10 protein-coding genes are annotated in these 17735 nt (G+C 61.6%); 5 read left to right on the forward strand and 5 right to left on the reverse strand.

All coding sequences use genetic code 11. The features are described 5' to 3' along the window. The first annotated feature begins 178 nt into the window (after positions 1-178). Both Q8X51_RS21705 and Q8X51_RS21710 read left to right on the forward strand, forming a co-directional pair. Positions 179-2233, forward strand: a complete 2055-nt coding sequence (locus Q8X51_RS21705; RefSeq protein WP_407693566.1) for a type VI secretion system Vgr family protein — start codon at positions 179-181, stop codon at positions 2231-2233. Continuing rightward, complete coding sequence (locus tag Q8X51_RS21710) at positions 2208-2933, forward strand: DUF4123 domain-containing protein (RefSeq protein ID WP_407693567.1); 726 nt, start codon at positions 2208-2210, stop codon at positions 2931-2933. Before Q8X51_RS21705 ends, Q8X51_RS21710 begins: the two co-directional genes overlap by 26 nt. On the opposite strand, the gene Q8X51_RS21715 is transcribed toward Q8X51_RS21710, so the two are convergent. Continuing rightward, positions 2919-4196 (reverse strand): O-acetylhomoserine aminocarboxypropyltransferase/cysteine synthase family protein, encoded by a 1278-nt coding sequence (locus tag Q8X51_RS21715; RefSeq protein ID WP_330215468.1) that lies wholly within the window; start codon positions 4194-4196, stop codon positions 2919-2921. The genes Q8X51_RS21710 and Q8X51_RS21715 overlap by 15 nt on opposite strands. 175 nt (positions 4197-4371) lie before the next feature. Between Q8X51_RS21715 and Q8X51_RS21720 the strand changes: the two genes are divergently transcribed. Then, a complete protein-coding gene (locus tag Q8X51_RS21720) occupies positions 4372-5208 on the forward strand; it encodes a 23S rRNA (adenine(2030)-N(6))-methyltransferase RlmJ (RefSeq protein WP_074848530.1) in 837 nt (278 codons plus the stop codon). Between the two features lie 90 nt (positions 5209-5298). Here the strand turns inward: Q8X51_RS21720 and msrA are convergent, their stop codons facing one another. From msrA to aceE, 4 genes are all read right to left on the reverse strand, one after another. After that, positions 5299-5946 carry a peptide-methionine (S)-S-oxide reductase MsrA gene (gene msrA, locus Q8X51_RS21725; protein ID WP_065925675.1) on the reverse strand — a complete coding sequence of 216 codons (648 nt, stop codon included), beginning with the start codon at positions 5944-5946 and terminating at the stop codon, positions 5299-5301. Between the two features lie 72 nt (positions 5947-6018). After that, a complete protein-coding gene (locus Q8X51_RS21730) occupies positions 6019-8712 on the reverse strand; it encodes a putative bifunctional diguanylate cyclase/phosphodiesterase (RefSeq protein WP_065925674.1) in 2694 nt (897 codons plus the stop codon). A 303-nt stretch (positions 8713-9015) separates the two neighbouring features. Further along, entirely contained in the window at positions 9016-10665 is a 1650-nt protein-coding gene (gene aceF / locus Q8X51_RS21735; RefSeq protein WP_407693568.1) for a dihydrolipoyllysine-residue acetyltransferase, read from the reverse strand. 11 nt (positions 10666-10676) lie between these two features. Beyond that, positions 10677-13322: a pyruvate dehydrogenase (acetyl-transferring), homodimeric type gene (aceE, locus tag Q8X51_RS21740; protein ID WP_407693569.1), complete on the reverse strand. Its 2646-nt coding sequence runs from the start codon at positions 13320-13322 to the stop codon at positions 10677-10679. A 383-nt stretch (positions 13323-13705) separates the two neighbouring features. Here aceE and glnE point away from each other — a divergent pair, with 383 nt between their 5' ends. Then, positions 13706-16645: a bifunctional [glutamate--ammonia ligase]-adenylyl-L-tyrosine phosphorylase/[glutamate--ammonia-ligase] adenylyltransferase gene (glnE, locus tag Q8X51_RS21745; RefSeq protein WP_065925671.1), complete on the forward strand. Its 2940-nt coding sequence runs from the start codon at positions 13706-13708 to the stop codon at positions 16643-16645. Between the two features lie 54 nt (positions 16646-16699). Continuing rightward, on the forward strand, positions 16700-17734 hold the full coding sequence (gene waaF / locus Q8X51_RS21750; RefSeq protein WP_407693570.1) for a lipopolysaccharide heptosyltransferase II: 1035 nt from the start codon (positions 16700-16702) through the stop codon (positions 17732-17734). Position 17735: the final 1 nt, after the last annotated feature.

A 17735-nucleotide genomic window follows, 5' to 3' on the forward strand; every position in this document is an offset into this window, starting at 1 on the left:
AATTAAAAGAAGGCCCGCGTCCTACGGATGGCGGGTCTTTTTTTGCGTGCGATTCGAGCTGGACTGAGTAGGACTCCTACGTACACATGTAGGGTTTTACTGATTTATTTGGGCTGTGCCCGGCAGGGTGAGGCAGTGGTGCAGAATCTCCCGCCTACCCCTCGCAGAGAAACACTGGATGTTCGCTCCTGCCAATCAGAGTGCCTTTACCCTGACCCTCGACGGTGTGTCGAGTGAACTCAAGGTGTTTGAGTTCCAGGGCCGCGAAGCCATCAGCCAGCCGTATCGTTTTGATCTTGAACTGATCAGCGAACAGCCCGACCTGGACCTGGAAAGCCTGCTGCATCGTCCGGCATACCTGGGCTTCGACGCTCACGGTCATGGCGTCCACGGCCTGGTTTATCGGGTGGCGCAGGGCGATTCCGGGCGGCGGCTGACGCGTTACCAGATCAGCCTTGTGCCGCAGTTGGCCTATCTCGCGCACAGCAGTCACCAGCGGATCTTCCAGCACAAGACGGTGCCGCAGATCATTGCGCAGGTGCTGGCGGAGCAGCAGCTCCATGCCGACCAATTCGAATTTCACCTCAGTGGCGCCTATCCCGAGCGCGAGTATTGCGTGCAGTTTGGCGAGAGCGACCTGGCCTTCATTCAGCGCCTGTGTGCCGAACAGGGGATTCACTATCACTTCCAGCATTCGCCCGAAGGACACCTGCTGGTGTTTGGCGATGACCAGACCGTTTTCGCCCCGCCTGATCAGCCTACGCCCTACATGCCGGGCTCCGGGATGGTGGCGGATACGCCGGCCATCAAGCGCTTTGCGCTGCGGTTGGAAACCCGCACCACCGCGGTCAACCTGCGTGACTACGACTTTCTCAAGCCGAGCCTGGTGCTGGAGAGTGGCGTGGTCGGCGAACAGCTTCCACGGTTTGAGGCGCAGGCCTACCCCGGTCATTTTTCCGATCGCCCCCACGGCAAATACCTCGCGCAACGTGGCCTGGAGCGGCACCGTAGCGACTATCGAATAGCTCGTGCCAGCGGCGATGACCCTGCATTGAGCAGCGGCCGGTTCCTCAAGTTGACTGGGCATCCGCGGGACGAATGGAATGACGTGTGGCTGGTGACGCAAGTTACCCACGAAGGCAGGCAGCCCCAGGTTCTGGAGGAGGCTGTCACCGAGGTTGGCGGTGGAGATTTTCTTCAGGGGTATCGCAATGAATGTGTGGCGACTCCGTGGGACGTGATCTTCCGCCCGCCCTCACCTGAGCACTCGAGGCCGACTTTGTCGGGTTACCAGAACGCCGTGGTCACCGGCCCCGTCGACAGTGAAATCCATTGCGACGAATACGGCCGGGTCAAGGTGCAACTGGCCTGGGATCGCGTTGGCGAGCATAACGATCATTCCAGTTGCTGGCTGCGGGTGGCCAGCGGTTGGGCCCATGACCGCTATGGTTCGGTGCTTATCCCGCGCGTGGGCATGGAAGTGCTGGTGGGGTTCGTCAATGGAGATATGGACATGCCGCTGGTGATGGGCTGCCTGCCCAACGCGGCGACGCCGGTTCCCCTCGACCTGCCGGCAGACAAGACCCGCAGCATCTTCCGTAGCCAAAGCAGCCCCGGTGGCGGTGGCTACAACGAACTGCGCATCGAAGACCGCAAGGGCGCCGAGGAGATCTACCTGCGCGCCCAGCGGGACTGGACCCAACATGTGCTGCACGACCAGCAGGTGCAGATCGACAATCAATGCCGCATCAGGGTGGGCGGTGAGTCGCACCATGAACTGCATGGCGAAGAGCAGCGCATCACCCATGGCAATCGTTTGACCGAACTCAAGCAGGACGATCATCTGGTGGTCGGTGGTTCGCAGCAGATGCGGGCCGGGCGGGCCATCCGGATGGGCGCCGGACAGAGTGTTGTCATTGATGCGGGCGCGAGCGTGACAATCCAGGCCGGTGGGCAGTCGATCACGCTGTCGGCAGAGGGGATTTTCAGCAGCACGCCCATTCAACTGGGAGGCGCGCCTGCTCCGGCGGCGTCGCCATTGATGCCTGGGGTGAAAGCGGCGTTGCTGGCGGTTATACCTGCACCGCTGAGCCGGATACAGGTCGCCAGCCTGAAACGGAGCGCGCCGTTTTGTGAAGAGTGCCAACACTGCAGTGACGGGCAGTGCGCTCTCCCATTCCATTCAACCTTAAAAGGAATTTACCCTGATGTCCCAACCCTTGAGCCCCGATGACTGGCTGGCACAATGCCCTCTACTCCCCAATGAGCGGCTTTACGTGGTACTGAGCAGTGCCAGCGACGCGAAGCCGCTGGCTGCGTGGCAAGTCTCGACCGGCGGGATGTTGCCTCAAGCGCTCTGGGCAGGTACGGCCTATGCCGGGTGGGATGAGGTGATGCCCTACGCAGGGGTTGTCGAGCCCGACAGTGCCTTCCTCGATTGGATCGCAACCACTGAAGCCTCGGACTGGGGTTGGCTGGCGGTTTCGTCCAGTCCGTTGGAAGCCGTAGTCGCCCACCTGCAAAGCCTGACCAAGATACTGCTTCCCGATGAGCGGAGTGTGTTCCTGCGCTTCTGGGATGGCGCTCAGTTCCTGCCGATCGTGCAGAAGCTGGGCGATGAAATCGGCGCGGTGTTGCCGGTGTTCCAGCGGTACCTGATCAATGGCCAGTCGCTGGGCGTTGCGACGGCGTCGGTAACGGCGGCCAAAGCCAGTCCCTGGTGGCGAGTGCCTGAATCGTTATTGGAACACCTGGCCGCGCAGTCGCCACAGACCCTGATCGACAACCTGCTGCAGTGGCTTGAAGAGCAGCGCCCCGACCTGTATGCCGCGTTCACACCGGCGACCTTGCAGCACAAGGTCGCCTACTTCGCGCGCAGTACGGACATCAGCGCTGAAGCGCTGGCGGGCTACCTGGACTCAGAGTTGAGTTGAGGCCAGCGCCTGTTGCAGGTCGTCGATCAGGTCTTCGACCGCTTCGATACCCACCGACAGGCGAATCATTTCCGGCTTTACGCCGGCCTTGGCCTGTTCCTGCTCGTTCATCTGTCGGTGAGTGGTGGAAGCCGGGTGGCAGGCCAGGGACTTGGCGTCGCCGATGTTGACCAGGCGCTTGAAGATTTGCAGGGCGTCGTAGAAGCGCACACCGGCATCAAAGCCGCCCTTCAAGCCGAAGGACAGGATCGCCGATGGTTTGCCCTGCATGTATTTCTGCGCCAATGCGTGGTGCGGGTGGTCCGGCAGGCCGGCGTAGCTGACCCATTCCACCTGGGCATGGCCTTGCAGGAATTGCGCGATTTTCAGGGCGTTTTCGGTGTGGCGCTCCATGCGCAATGCCAGTGTTTCCAGACCTTGAAGCAACAGGAAGGCATTCATCGGCGCCAACGCTGCACCGGTGTTGCGCAGTGGCACGGTACGAGCACGGGCGATGAAGGCGGCGGGGCCGAATTTTTCGGTATAGACCACGCCGTGATAGGCCGGCTCGGGCTGGTTGAGGCCGGGGAATTTATCCGCGTATTTCGTCCACGGGAACGTCCCACTGTCGACAATTACACCGCCCAGGGAGTTGCCATGGCCGCCGACGTATTTGGTCACCGAGTGCACCACGATGTCGGCGCCGAACTGGATCGGCTTGCACAGGATCGGCGTGGCCACGGTGTTGTCCACCACCAGCGGCACGCCACGGGCATGGGCAACGTCGGCCAGGGCTTCGATGTCGATGATATTGCCCGCGGGGTTGCCGATACTTTCGCAGTACACCAGCTTGGTGTTGTCATCGATCAGTTCGGCGATGGCTGCAGCGGAATCGTCCCGGGCGAAACGCACCTCCACGCCAAAGCTCGGCAGCAGGTGGGCGAAGAGGGTGTAGGTGCCACCATAAAGCTGCGGAGTGGTGACGATATTGTCACCCGCACGGGTCAAGGTCTGGATTGCGTAGTGGATCGCCGCGCTGCCGGCCGAGACTGCCAGCGCTGCGATACCGCCTTCAAGGGCGGCGATGCGCTGCTCCAGCACATCGTTGGTGGGGTTCATGATGCGCGTGTAGATATTGCCGGGTACGTCCAGGTTGAACAGGTCGGCGCCGTGTTGGGCGTTATCGAATTCGAAGGCGACGTTCTGGTAGATCGGCACGGCGACGGCCTTGGTGGTCGGGTCCGACTTGAAACCGTGGTGCAGCGCGATGGTGGCGTCTTTCATGATTGTTATTGACCTCCCTGGAGTGGTGGAAGGCCACAATAAATCCGCCTTGCCGTCGGCATTTAGATTTTTTTCAACGGGCTGCCTGCGTTTGCGGCATAAGCACCGCCCGGCATGCGGCCCTGCACCTTTGCGCCCTTAGAAGGTAAACTTCGCCCCCTGCGCAGGAGCAACCATGAATTATCGTCACGCCTTTCACGCCGGCAACCACGCCGATGTCTTCAAACACCTGACCTTGACCCGCCTCATCGCCCTGATGTCGCGCAAGGAGCAGCCGTTCGCCTACCTCGACACCCATGCCGGGATTGGTCTGTACGACCTGCAAGGTGATCAGGCCAATCGCACGGGTGAGTACCTGGAAGGTATCGCGCGTTTGTGGGGCGCCGACGATCTACCGCCGCTGAGCGCCGATTACATGCGTGTGCTGCATGAGATGAACCCGGATGGCCAGTTGCGCTACTACCCAGGCTCGCCGGAGCTGGCGCGCCGCCTGACGCGCCCCCAGGACCGCGTGCTGCTCAATGAAAAACACCCGGAAGACGGCGTGTTGCTCAAGGACAACATGAAGGGCGATCGTCGGGTCAAGGTTCATTTGGGCGAAGGCTGGCATGTGCCGCGCGCCCTGTTACCGGTGCCGGAAAAACGTGCGTTGATGCTGATTGATCCGCCGTTTGAACAGCTCGACGAAATGCAGCGCTGCGCCGCCGCCCTCAAGGAAGCCGTCAGCCGTATGCGCCAGACCGTCGCGGCGATCTGGTACCCGGTGAAGGACCAGCGCATGCTGCGTCGCTTCTACCAGGACCTGGCCGGCACCGGTGCGCCGAAGTTGCTGCGCGTGGAATTGCTGGTGCATCCGCTGGACACGCCCAACACCCTGACCGGCTCGGGCCTGGCGATTGCCAACCCGCCGTGGGGCCTGGAAGAGGAGTTGCGTGAGCTGCTGCCGTGGCTGTCCAAGAAGCTTGGCCAGACCCAGGGTGGGTGGCAGATGGATTGGCTCATAGCTGAGTAGTTGTAAGTTGCAAGCTTCAAGCTTCAAGCTGCAAGTGAGAGCAGAAAACACCACTTGCAGCTTGCAGCTTGAAACTTGCAGCTCCGATCTTCAGATCGGGCAAGTCACGCCGGTACCGCCGATCCCACAGTAGCCCTGCGGGTTCTTCGCCAGGTACTGCTGGTGATACGCCTCGGCGAAGTACACCGTCGGCGCCTCTTCGATTTCGGTGGTGATGGTGCCCAGGCCGGCCTTGGTCAATTCTGCTTGATAGGCATCGGCACTGGCCTTTGCCGCCGCCAGTTGCTCAGGCGTGGTCGCATAGATCACCGAGCGGTACTGGGTGCCGATGTCGTTGCCCTGGCGCATGCCCTGGGTCGGGTTGTGCAGTTCCCAGAACATCTTCAGCAGGTCTTCGTAGTTCACCTTGGCTTGGTCATACACCACCAGCACCACTTCGCTGTGGCCGGTCAGGCCCGAGCAGACTTCTTCATACGTCGGGTTCGGCGTGAAACCACCGGCATAGCCGACCACGGTGCTGACCACGCCATCGCGCTGCCAGAACTTGCGCTCGGCGCCCCAGAAACAACCCAGGCCGAAGATCGCGAAGCCGACGTCGTCGACGAATGGGCCCAGCAGCGGGTTGCCGTTGACGAAGTGCGTCTGCGGCAGGTTCATCGGGGTTTCACGACCAGGCAACGCTTGTTCTTGAGTAGGCAGCACGTTTTTGTTCACCAGAATTTCCGAGCGCAAGACCATGAGCAGTCCTCTCGTCAGGTTGAGTTAGCGGTAAATTTCAGACAGCCAGTGTGCCCGAGTGTTACAGCGCTGTCAGGCGATTGGCCCGCGCGGATAGCGTCTAAGCTTCTCGAGCAGCTCTGCACCGGGGATCGGCCGGTCGAACAGGTAGCCCTGGCCAACGTCGCAACGGTGCCGACGCAGGAACGCCAGTTGCTCGGGGGTCTCGATGCCTTCGGCCACTACCTTGAGCTTGAGGTTGTGGGCCATGGCGATCACGGCCGAGGTGATTTCCATGTCGTCCTGGTTGTCCGGGATTTCGTGGATAAAGCTGCGGTCGATCTTGATGATGTCGATGGGAAATTTTTTCAGGTAGCTCAGCGACGAGTAACCGGTGCCGAAGTCGTCCATGGCCAGGGTCAGGCCGAAGCTCTTGAGCTGGTCCAGTTGCAGGCGCGTGTCTTCGGTCGCTTCCAGCAGCAGGCCTTCGGTCAGCTCCAGTTCCAGCAGGTTGGCCGGCAGCTGTTCTTCCTTGAGGATCGTGGCGATCGAGGCGACCAGGTCCGGGTCGGAAAACTGTTTGGGCGACAGGTTGATTGCTACCTGCAAATTGCCCATGCCAGCGGCGCTCAGTTGCCTGCTCATGCGGCAGGCCTGGCGCGCGATCCATTTGCCGATCGGGATGATCAAACCGGTCTCTTCGGCGACGCTGATGAACTGATCGGGGCGGATCATGCCCTTTTCCGGATGGTTCCAGCGCAGCAGCGCTTCCATGCCCAGCAAGCGGCCGCTGCGCAGGCACAGCTTGGGCTGGTAGAACACGTCCAGTTCGTTCTGGGTCAGGGCACGACGCAGGTTGTTCTCCACGAACAGCTTGTAGCTGGCCTCGGCGTTCAAGGCTTCGGTGAACACCTGTACCTGGTGTTTGCCGTTGGCCTTGGCCTTGTGCAGGGCCAAGCCGGCGTTGCGCATCAGGGTCTGCGGGTCACGGCCATGCAGCGGTGCACAGGCCAGGCCCACGGAGCCGGTGACGCTGATCAGTTGGTTGTCGACGAACATCGGTTTGTCGAGGGTCGCCAGCAATTGGCTGGCCACCTGTTGGCCGCTTTCCAGGTCAGTGTCGTCCAGCAGCACCGCGAATTCGTTACTGGCAAAACGCGCCAGGCTGCCGCCGGCACTCAGGCTGTTGCGCAGGCGGCGGGCCAGGCTGATCAGCAGCTTGTCGCCGGTCTGGTGGCCGAGGCTGTCGTTGATGCGCTTGAAGTTGTCGATGTCCACCAGCAACAGGCTGATCGGGCTGTCGCTGTCGCGGGCAAAGCGCTCATCAAGGTTGCGGATAAATGCCGGACGGTTGCCCAGGTTGGTCAGGTTATCGGTGTAGGCCAGGCGTTCGATGCGCTGCTGGGCCAGCTTGTTCTGGGTGATGTCTTCGTAGATGCCGATGTAGTGGGTCAGCTCACGGTTGTCGCCATATACCTTGGAAATCGACAGCTGGCCCCAGTAGGGCTCGAGGTTTTTACGTCGGCTCTTGAACTCGCCCTGCCAGCTGTTGCTCTTGGCCAGGCTCGACGGTGCGTCGAACAGCAGTTCGCTGAGGTTTTCCAGGGCCGGCAGCTGGGCCAGGCGGTGGCCGTGGACTTCTTCGGCGCTGTATTGGGTAATCGCGGTAAAGCTTGGGTTGACGTACTCCACCACGCCGTCGCAGTTGACCAGCAAAAAGGCATTGGCACTTTGCTCCACGGCACGCTGGAACAGGTGCAGGGCGCTGGTGGCGGTACGGCGGTTGTGGTTGTTGATCACTTGCGCGAACTGGTCGGCCAGTTCGCCGGCAAAGGCAATCTCATCGGCCTGCCAGGCACGCGGGCTGCCTCCCTGTTCCAGGCACAATACGCCCACCACCTGTCCGTCGACGCGGATACTCGCATCGAGCATGGCGTGGACGTCCCTGGCGCGCAGGTTTTCGACCATTTCCCGGGTGCGCGGGTCGCGCATCGCGTTGGTTGCGTCGATTGCCCGGCTGGTGTGCAGGGCTTCCAGGTAATCCGGAAAGCAACTGGCGTCGATGGGCTCAGGCAGGTGGTGCTGCTGGTCATCGCGGTGGTAGGCCGAGATCGGTACCAGGCGCTGGCCTTCGAGGTTCCAGATGCTTGCGCAGTCGATCTGGTAGATGTCACAGGCGCTGCGGGTGATCAGCTCTGCGGCTTCCTGCAGCGAATTGTTGGCGGTGTAGCGCTGGCGGGCCAGCAACAGGATCAGCTCCTGCTGGGCGCGCACCCGCTCCAGGTGCTGCAGTTGTTCCTGCTGGGCGCGCTGGTTGAGCTCCAGGGCGATCTGCAGGCGGCTGTTCTGGCTTTCCAGGTCCTCCGTCGGAGCGGGCAGGGAGACTTCGTTGAACAGGCCGTCGACCACCATCAGGTAGCCGCGCAGCAGATGGCGATTGTGTTGTTTGTAGGCTTCGCCCATTTCCAGCAGGCTCAGGGGGCCATCGTTGGTGTGCAGGGTGTAGCGCACCAGATAGTGAGGGCTGTCGCTCAGTTGCTGTTGGATGGTGTCGTGCAGTTGATAGCGCGCCTGAGGCTCCATCAGGCTGGCGAAGGGGGTGCCGAGCAGCGCACACAGCTCGACCGCCGACAGGCCGAATTGGCGCTCGCAGTTAGGGTCGAGGTACAGAAGGGCCCAGCTTGCCTCATTAAGCCGCTCGAAACGCAGCATACCGAGGCGCGAAGGCACCGGTAACTGCGTCACTACCTCGGCCGCCATACGGGCGACATCGGGTTGGCTTTTCATGGGGGGGAACTCACTTCAAATAACGCGCACGGCGCCGGGCTCACGCCCTCTTTACTGTTGCCTGCGGCAAGGTTGCATCATGCGGCGCGGGCTGACAAGAGAGGATGAAGGCTAAGTGCTATAAGGGGGTTATCGGCCAGGCGGAGGAATTCTTCAGTCAGGATGACAGAAGGTGTACAACCCTGTTCTGTCTGTAGAGAAAAGCAAAAAAAGCCCCGCCAAATTGACGGGGTTGAGGTACGAGCGTGGCGCTCGGAAATCGTTGCAACCAGGCCTCCCCGATGAAAGGGAGGCCGCTGTGGCTTACAGCAGGATGGTGCGGATGTCGTTCAGCAACTGGCTCAGGCGCTGGGTGAAGCGTGCAGCAGCCGCGCCGTTGATCACACGGTGATCATAGGACAACGACAGTGGCAGCATCAGCTTCGGCTGGAACGCTTTACCGTCCCAGACTGGCTGGATGGTGGCCTTGGAAACACCCAGGATCGCCACTTCCGGCGCGTTGACGATTGGCGTGAAGCCCGTACCGCCAATGTGACCGAGGCTGGAGATGGTGAAGCACGCGCCTTGCATGTCGTCTGCGGTGAGCTTCTTGTCACGGGCCTTGGCAGCCAGTGCAGCCGCTTCGGCAGCGAGTTGCAGCAGGCTCTTCTGGTCGACGTTCTTGATGACCGGTACCAGCAGGCCATCCGGCGTGTCGACGGCAAAACCAATGTGCACGTACTTCTTGCGAATGATCGCCTTGCCGCTTGGCGCCAGCGAACTGTTGAAGTCCGGCAGCTCCTTGAGCAGGTGCGCACAGGCCTTGAGCAGCAGCGGCAGCACGGTCAGTTTCACGCCGGCCTTCTCGGCCACGGCTTTCTGCGCAACGCGGAAAGCTTCCAGGTCGGTGATGTCGGCCTGGTCGAACTGGGTCACGTGCGGAATGTTCAGCCAGCTGCGATGCAGGCTCGACGCGCCGATTTGCATCAGGCGGGTCATCGGCACTTCTTCGGTCTCGCCGAAGCGGCTGAAGTCCACCACCGGGATCGGTGGAATGCCCGCGCCGCCAGTAGCAGTGCCGGCAGCCGGAGCTTCCTTGGCTTTGTGCATCATGGCTTTGACGTAGACCTGCACGTCTTCCTTCAGCACGCGACCGTGTGGGCCAGTGGCCGACACAGCGTTCAGCTCGACGCCGAATTCACGCGCCAGTTGGCGAACCGCCGGGCCTGCGTGAACCTTGGCACCGCTTGGCGCAGGTGCAGCAGCAAGGGCCGGAGCGGCCTCGGCTTTTGCAGCAGGCGCAGGTGCGGCAGCGGCCGGTGCAGCTTCAGCCTTTGCCGCAGCCGGAGCGGCCGCAGGGGCTGGAGCGGCAGCCGGTGCAGCGCCTTGTACTTTCAGCTTGAGGATGAAGTCGCCAGTGCCGACTTCGTCTTCCAGCTTGACCGCGATGCTTTCCACAATGCCGGCAGCCGGCGATGGGATTTCCATGGAGGCCTTGTCGGACTCCAGGGTGATCAGCGACTGGTCGGCTTCGACGGTGTCGCCGACCTTGACCAGCAGCTCGATGATCTTGGCCTTGCCCGACGAACCGATGTCCGGAACATGAATGTCCTGGACAGTCGCTGCGGCTGGAGCAGCCGCCGGGGCTGCAGGAGCCTCGGCAGCAGCGGCAGGTTTTTCCGCGGCAGGCGCCGGTGCAGCAGCGGCAGCAGGTGCCGCCGCAGGGGCCGCATCAGCGGCACCTTCGATTTCCAGTTCCAGCAGTTCGTCGCCTTCTTTCAGGCGGTCGCCCAGCTTTACTTTCAGGCTCTTGACCACGCCGGCCTTGGGAGCAGGGATTTCCATGCTCGCCTTGTCCGATTCCAGGGTCAGGATGCTCTGGTCGGCTTCGACGGTGTCGCCGACCTTCACAAACAGCTCGATTACTTCACCTTCACCGCTGCCGATGTCAGGTACGCGAATGAGTTCGCTCACAAAAAATCTCCTCAGCAGTCCAGTGGGTTGCGTTTTTCCGGGTTGATCCCGAACTTGACGATAGCGTCAGCTACCACCTTGGGTTCGATCTCACCGCGGTCAGCCAAGGCTTCCAGGGCTGCCAACACCACGAAGTGACGGTCGACTTCGAAGAAGTGACGCAGCTTCTTGCGGCTGTCACTGCGACCGAAACCGTCGGTGCCCAGGACTTTGAATTCCTTGGACGGGACCCACTGGCGAATTTGTTCAGCAAACAGTTTCATGTAGTCGGTAGAGGCAATGACTGGACCTTTACGGCCGGCCAGGCACTCTTCGACATAGCTCTGCGCAGGCTTCTGGCCCGGGTGCAGGCGGTTGTTGCGCTCTACGGCCAGGCCGTCGCGACGCAGTTCGTTGAAGCTGGTAACGCTCCAGACGTCGGCGCCGACGTTGAACTCTTCACGCAGGATCTTCGCCGCTTCACGGACTTCACGCAGGATGGTGCCGGAGCCCATCAGTTGCACGTGGTGCGCCGCTTCCTTGGTGTCTTCTTCGAGCAGGTACATGCCCTTGATGATGCCTTCTTCCACGCCGGCCGGCATGGCTGGCTGCTGGTAGGACTCGTTCATCACGGTGATGTAGTAGAAAACGTCCTGCTGCTCTTCGGTCATCTTCTTCATGCCGTCCTGGATGATCACCGCCAGCTCATAGCCGTAGGTTGGATCAAAGGTGCGGCAGTTCGGGATGGTGGCAGCCAGGATGTGGCTGTGACCGTCTTCGTGTTGCAGGCCTTCGCCGTTCAGTGTGGTACGGCCGGCGGTACCGCCGATCAGGAAACCACGGGTACGGCTGTCGCCCGCTGCCCAAGCCAGGTCGCCGATACGCTGGAAGCCGAACATCGAGTAGAAGATGTAGAACGGCAGCATCGGCTGGTTGTGGCTGGAGTACGAAGTACCGGCAGCGATGAAGGAGCTCATGGCGCCCGCTTCGTTGATGCCTTCTTCGAGGATCTGGCCCTTCTTGTCTTCCTTGTAGAACATCACCTGGTCTTTATCGACTGGCTCGTAGAGCTGGCCGACGGAGGAGTAGATGCCCAACTGGCGGAACATGCCTTCCATACCGAAGGTACGGGCTTCGTCCGGGATGATCGGGACGATACGCGAGCCGATTTCCTTGTCCTTGACCAGCTGCGCGAGGATCCGCACGAAGGCCATGGTGGTGGAGATTTCACGGTCGCCCGAGCCGTCCAGGATTGCCTTGAGGGTATCCAGCGGAGGTGTAGGGATGTTGAAGCTCTTGGCGCGGCGCTGTGGCACGAAACCGCCCAGTGCGGTACGACGCTCGCTCAGGTAGCGGGCTTCGGCGCTGTTCGGCTCCGGCTTGAAGAACGGCAGGTTCTGCAGCTCTTCGTCCTTGACCGGGATGTCGAAGCGGTCGCGGAACAGCTTCAGGCTTTCAACATCAACCTTCTTGGTGTTGTGCGCAGTGTTTTTCGCTTCGCCGGCACCGGTGCCATAACCCTTGATGGTCTTGGCCAGGATGACGGTCGGTTGTTCTTTGTGGTTGACCGCTTCGTGGTACGCCGCATAGACCTTGTACGGGTCGTGGCCGCCACGGTTGAGTTTCCAGATCTCGTCGTCGGACAGGTCGGCAACCATCGCCTTGAGTTCAGGCGTGTTGAAGAAATGTTCACGTACGAACGCGCCGTCTTTGGCCTTGTAGTTCTGGTACTCGCCGTCGATGACTTCGTCCATGCGACGTTGCAGGATACCGTCGACGTCCTTGGCCAGCAGTGGGTCCCAGAAACGGCCCCAGATGACCTTGGTCACGTTCCACTGGGCACCGCGGAACACGCCTTCGAGTTCCTGGATGATCTTGCCGTTGCCGCGAACCGGGCCGTCGAGGCGCTGCAGGTTGCAGTTGATGACGAAGATCAGGTTGTCCAGCTTCTCGCGGCCGGCCAGGGAGATGGCACCCAGGGATTCCGGCTCGTCGCACTCGCCGTCGCCCAGGAAGCACCAGACTTTCTGCTTGCCTTCCGGGATGAAGCCACGGGCTTCCAGGTACTTCATGAAGCGTGCCTGGTAGATCGCCTGGATCGGGCCCAGGCCCATGGATACCGTCGGGAACTGCCAGAAATCAGGCATCAGCCAAGGGTGCGGGTAGGACGACAGGCCTTGGCCGTCGACTTCCTGGCGGAAGTTGTTCATTTGCTCTTCGCTGATGCGACCTTCCATGAACGCACGGGCGTAGACGCCTGGCGAGGTGTGGCCCTGGAAGTAGATCAGGTCGCCGCCGTGTTCTTCGGTCGGGGCCTGGAAGAAGTAGTTGAAGCCGATGTCATACAGGGTTGCGCTGGAAGCGAAGCTGGAGATGTGACCGCCCAGGTCAGAATCTTTCAAGTTCGTGCGCATTACCATCGCCATGGCGTTCCAACGTACCAGCGAGCGAATGCGGCGTTCCATGAACAGGTCGCCAGGCATGCGTGCTTCGTGGGTGACGGGGATGGTGTTGCGGTATGGCGTGGTGATGGCGTAGGGCAGTTGCGAGCCGCTGCGGGTCGCGAGTTCGCCCATACGGGTCATCAGGTAGTGAGCACGGTCTTCGCCTTCTTTGTCGAGAACCGATTCCAGGGCGTCCAGCCATTCCTGGGTTTCGACGGGATCGAGGTCTTGCATGGCTTGCTCCAGGGCGGAAAGGCTACCAGAATCGGTTGCCTGAAGTTTGCGACTGGCCTTGTGGGCAGACGACATAAATTCTTGGATGGCCGAAGGTTGCTTCGGCGTCCTGTAGTTTTACTACAAATCGTCGGCCATTTCAGCCTTTCGAATGTATATACGAGTAGTAAAACTACACAAGACCGAGCGGATTGCTCGGTCTGGCTGGTGAGCATAATCGTTATTGTTGATCTTTTGCGAACAAGAAAAGGTAGAAGTTTAATGTTGCCTGCCAAAAATTACATATTTTCAGCTATTTATCACCTTTGTTCGACAGTCCTTCATCGAGCGCGGTGCTTGCCTTCACAGCAGCAAGCCATTTACACGCCGACCAAGGATAGACCATGAGCCTTCCAACGCTGGCCGAACTGCCGGCCATTCTGTTGCCAAAGGCCCAGCGGGCCGAGCAGTCATTTCGTGACGCCGTGGCCGCGCTGGACGACGATCATGGCCTTTCTTCGTGGACGCCGCAACGGTGGGCCGACTTCGCCCGGGTGTGCGCCGCCAGTGATTTCGTCATTGAACAGAGTGTTCGTGACCCTTTGATGTTGCTCGAGCTGGCGGCCTGGGGCGAGCTGGACCGCGGCTTTGCGCCGGGCGAGCTGTGCGGGCAGATTGCCGGTGCCGTGCAACAGGCCGAAACAGAAGATGAGCTGGGCCGCGTACTGCGTCGTCAGCGTACGCGCCAGCAAGTGCGCATCATCTGGCGCGACCTGACCCGTCAGGCCGACTTGGTGCAAACCTGTCGTGACCTCTCCGACATGGCCGACGCCAGCATCGACCAGGCCTACCAATGGCTGTACCAGCGCCACTGCGTGCAGTTCGGCACACCGACCGGGCGGCGCAGCGGCGAGCCGCAGCATATGGTCATCCTCGGCATGGGCAAGCTCGGTGCGGTGGAGCTGAACCTGTCGTCGGATATAGACCTGATCTTCGCCTACCCCGAGGGCGGGGAAACCGTGGGCGTGAAGCGCTCCCTGGATAACCAGGAGTTCTTTATTCGTCTTGGTCAAAAATTGATCAAGGCCCTCGACCCGATGACCGTCGACGGCTTTGTGTTCCGTGTCGACATGCGCCTGCGTCCCTACGGTTCGGCCGGCGCCCTGGTGCTCAGCTTCAACGCGCTGGAGCAGTACTACCAGGACCAGGGTCGCGACTGGGAACGCTATGCCATGATCAAGGCGCGCGTGGTCGCCGGTGACCAAATGGCCGGTGCGCAGCTGCTCGATATGCTGCGGCCGTTCGTGTACCGCCGTTACCTGGACTTTTCCGCCATCGAGGCGCTGCGCACCATGAAGCAGCTGATCCAGCAGGAAGTCCGACGCAAAGGCATGGCCGACAATATCAAGCTGGGCTCGGGCGGCATCCGCGAAGTGGAATTTATCGCCCAGGCGTTCCAGCTGATCCATGGCGGCCGCGACCTCAGCCTGCAGCAGCGGCCGCTGCTCAAGGTGCTCGGCACCCTGGAAGGCCAGGGCTACCTGCCGCCGGCGGTGATCGCCGAGTTGCGTAATGGCTATGAATTCCTGCGTTACACCGAACATGCGATCCAGGCGATTGCCGACCGCCAGACCCAAATGCTTCCGGACAGCCCTGAAGACCAGGCGCGCATTGCCTTTATGCTCGGGTTTGCCGACTGGGCGGCCTTTCATGAGCGCCTGATGCATTGGCGTGGCCGTGTGGACTGGCACTTCCGCCAGGTGATTGCGGATCCTGATGAAGAAGAAGGGGCGGAAAGCGAGTTGGTCGTGGGCGGAGAATGGCTGCCGCTGTGGGAAGAGTCCCAGGATGAAGAGGCCGCCTGCCGTCAATTGGCTGAAGGCGGCTTCACCGACGCCACCAAGGCCCTTAAAGCCTTGGCCAGCCTGCGCAACAGCCCGCAACTGCGGGCCATGCAGCGCCTGGGGCGTGAACGCCTGGATGCCTTTATCCCGCGCTTGCTGGCCCAGGCCGTCGAGCACGCCAACCCGGACCTGGTGCTGGAGCGTGTACTGCCGCTGGTGGAGGCCGTCGCCCGGCGTTCCGCCTATCTGGTGCTGCTGACGGAAAATCCCGACGCCCTGCGCCGCCTGCTGACCCTGTGCGCCGCCAGCCCGTGGATCGCCGAGCAGATCACGCGCTTCCCGCTGCTGCTGGATGAGTTGCTCAACGAAGGCCGCCTGTTCAAGCCACCGCTGGCGCCGGAACTTGCCGCCGAGTTGCGCGAGCGCCTTACGCGCATCCCCGAGGATGATCTTGAACAGCAGATGGAAGCCCTGCGGCACTTCAAGCTGGCCCACCGCCTGCGCGTGGCCGCTTCGGAAATCGCCGGCAGCCTGCCGTTGATGAAAGTCAGCGACTACCTGACCTGGCTCGCCGAAGCCATCCTCGAACAAGTGCTGGCCCTGGCCTGGCGCCAGACGGTGGCCCGCCACGGCTCGCCGCAGCGTTTGGACGGCACCTTGTGCGATCCTGGGTTCATCATTGTCGGTTATGGGAAAGTCGGCGGCATCGAACTGGGGCATGGTTCGGACCTGGACCTGGTGTTTATCCACGATGGCGACCCGCAGGCCGAGACCGACGGCGCCAAGCCGATCGACGGCGCGCAGTTCTTCACGCGCCTGGGCCAGCGGATCATTCATCTACTGACCACCCAGACCAACTCCGGCCAGTTGTATGAAGTGGACATGCGCCTGCGCCCATCCGGCGCATCCGGGTTGCTGGTCAGTTCCCTGGGGGCGTTTGACCGCTATCAACAAAATGAAGCATGGACCTGGGAACATCAGGCCCTGATCCGCGCGCGGGTGCTGGTGGGCAGCCAGGATGTGGGCCAGGCATTCGAGCGGGTACGGGCTAAGGTGCTGGGGCGTGAGCGCGACTTGGCGAAGTTGCGCCAGGAGGTCAGCGAGATGCGCGCCAAGATGCGTGACAACCTGGGTACCAAGGCCACGGCGGCCGGCACCGGCGCCAATGCCTTCGACGCCACGGTGCTGTTCGACCTCAAGCAGGACGCCGGAGGTATCGTCGATATTGAATTTATGGTGCAATACGCGGCTTTGGCGTGGTCTGCGCAACATCCGTCGTTGCTGCGCTATACCGACAATATCCGCATTCTGGAAGGCCTGGAGCAGGTGGGTTTGATGCCCGCCGCCGATGCCCATCTGCTGCGCGAGGTGTATAAGGCCTACCGTTCCGCCGCGCATCGCCAGGCCTTGCAGAACGAGGCCGGTACGGTACCCGGTGATCAGTTCGCTGACGAACGGCGCCAGGTGATGCGAATCTGGCAGGCGCTGGGGTTGGGTTGAAACACTATTAGGGCGGGGAGGCATAAGCCTCCCCGCATCGTTTGTGGAAACTACATGAATATTCTGATCGTTGGGCCCAGTTGGGTCGGTGACATGGTGATGGCGCAGACTCTGTTCCAGAGCCTGCGTATGCGCTACCCGGACTGCCAGATCGACGTGCTTGCCCCCGAGTGGAGCCGGCCGATCCTCGAGCGCATGCCCGAAGTGCGCAAGGCCTTGAGCTTTCCGCTCGGCCACGGTGCCCTGGAACTGGCGACCCGCCGCCGCATCGGCAAATCCCTGGCGGGCCAGTACGACCAGGCGATCCTGCTGCCCAACTCGCTGAAGTCGGCGCTGGTGCCGTATTTTGCCGGTATCCCCAAGCGCAGCGGCTGGCGCGGCGAGTTTCGTTATGTGCTGCTTAATGATGTACGCACGCTGGACAAGGCGCGTTACCCGCTGATGATCGAACGCTTCATGGCCCTGGCCTATGCGCCGGGCGTCGAGTTGCCCAAGCCGTACCCGCGGCCCAGCCTGCAGATCGACCCGGTCACCCGCGATGCGGCACTCGCCAAGTTCGGCCTGGTCCTGGATCGTCCGGTGTTGGCCCTGTGCCCCGGTGCGGAGTTTGGCGAGTCCAAGCGCTGGCCGTCGGACCACTACGCCAAAGTCGCCGAGATGAAGATTCGCGAAGGCTGGCAGGTGTGGTTGTTCGGTTCGAAAAACGATCACTCGGTGGGTGAAGACATTCGCCAGCGCCTGATCCCGGGCCTGCGCGAAGAGGCCGTCAACCTCAGTGGCGACACGTCCCTGGCCGAGGCCATCGACTTGCTCTCCTGTGCTGACGCCGTGGTGTCCAACGACTCCGGCCTGATGCATGTGGCCGCTGCGCTGAACCGTCCGTTGGTGGCGGTGTACGGCTCCACCTCGCCGGGCTTTACCCCGCCGCTGGCCGACCAGGTCGAAGTGGTGCGTCTGGGGCTGGAGTGCAGCCCGTGCTTTGATCGCACCTGCCGCTTCGGCCATTACAACTGCCTGCGCCAATTGCTGCCGCAGCCGGTAACCGATGCCTTGCAGCGATTGCAGGGCGACGTGGTCGAGGTTCACTGAG

It is taken from the genome of Pseudomonas sp. Yb2C2, assembly GCF_052112325.1.
Classification (GTDB): Bacteria; Pseudomonadota; Gammaproteobacteria; order Pseudomonadales; family Pseudomonadaceae; genus Aquipseudomonas; species Aquipseudomonas marginalis.

Bases quoted from the DNA above. Each gene is read 5' to 3' on its own strand.
- Q8X51_RS21705 (WP_407693566.1), top strand. From the start codon at position 179: ATGTTCGCTCCTGCCAATCAGAGTGCCTTTACCCTGACCCTCGACGGT.
- Q8X51_RS21710 (WP_407693567.1), top strand. From the start codon at position 2,208: ATGTCCCAACCCTTGAGCCCCGATGACTGGCTGGCACAATGCCCTCTA.
- msrA (WP_065925675.1), bottom strand. From the start codon at position 5,946: ATGGTCTTGCGCTCGGAAATTCTGGTGAACAAAAACGTGCTGCCTACT.
- Q8X51_RS21715 (WP_330215468.1), bottom strand. From the start codon at position 4,196: ATGAAAGACGCCACCATCGCGCTGCACCACGGTTTCAAGTCGGACCCG.
- glnE (WP_065925671.1), top strand. From the start codon at position 13,706: ATGAGCCTTCCAACGCTGGCCGAACTGCCGGCCATTCTGTTGCCAAAG.
- Q8X51_RS21720 (WP_074848530.1), top strand. From the start codon at position 4,372: ATGAATTATCGTCACGCCTTTCACGCCGGCAACCACGCCGATGTCTTC.
- aceE (WP_407693569.1), bottom strand. From the start codon at position 13,322: ATGCAAGACCTCGATCCCGTCGAAACCCAGGAATGGCTGGACGCCCTG.
- waaF (WP_407693570.1), top strand. From the start codon at position 16,700: ATGAATATTCTGATCGTTGGGCCCAGTTGGGTCGGTGACATGGTGATG.
- Q8X51_RS21730 (WP_065925674.1), bottom strand. From the start codon at position 8,712: ATGAAAAGCCAACCCGATGTCGCCCGTATGGCGGCCGAGGTAGTGACG.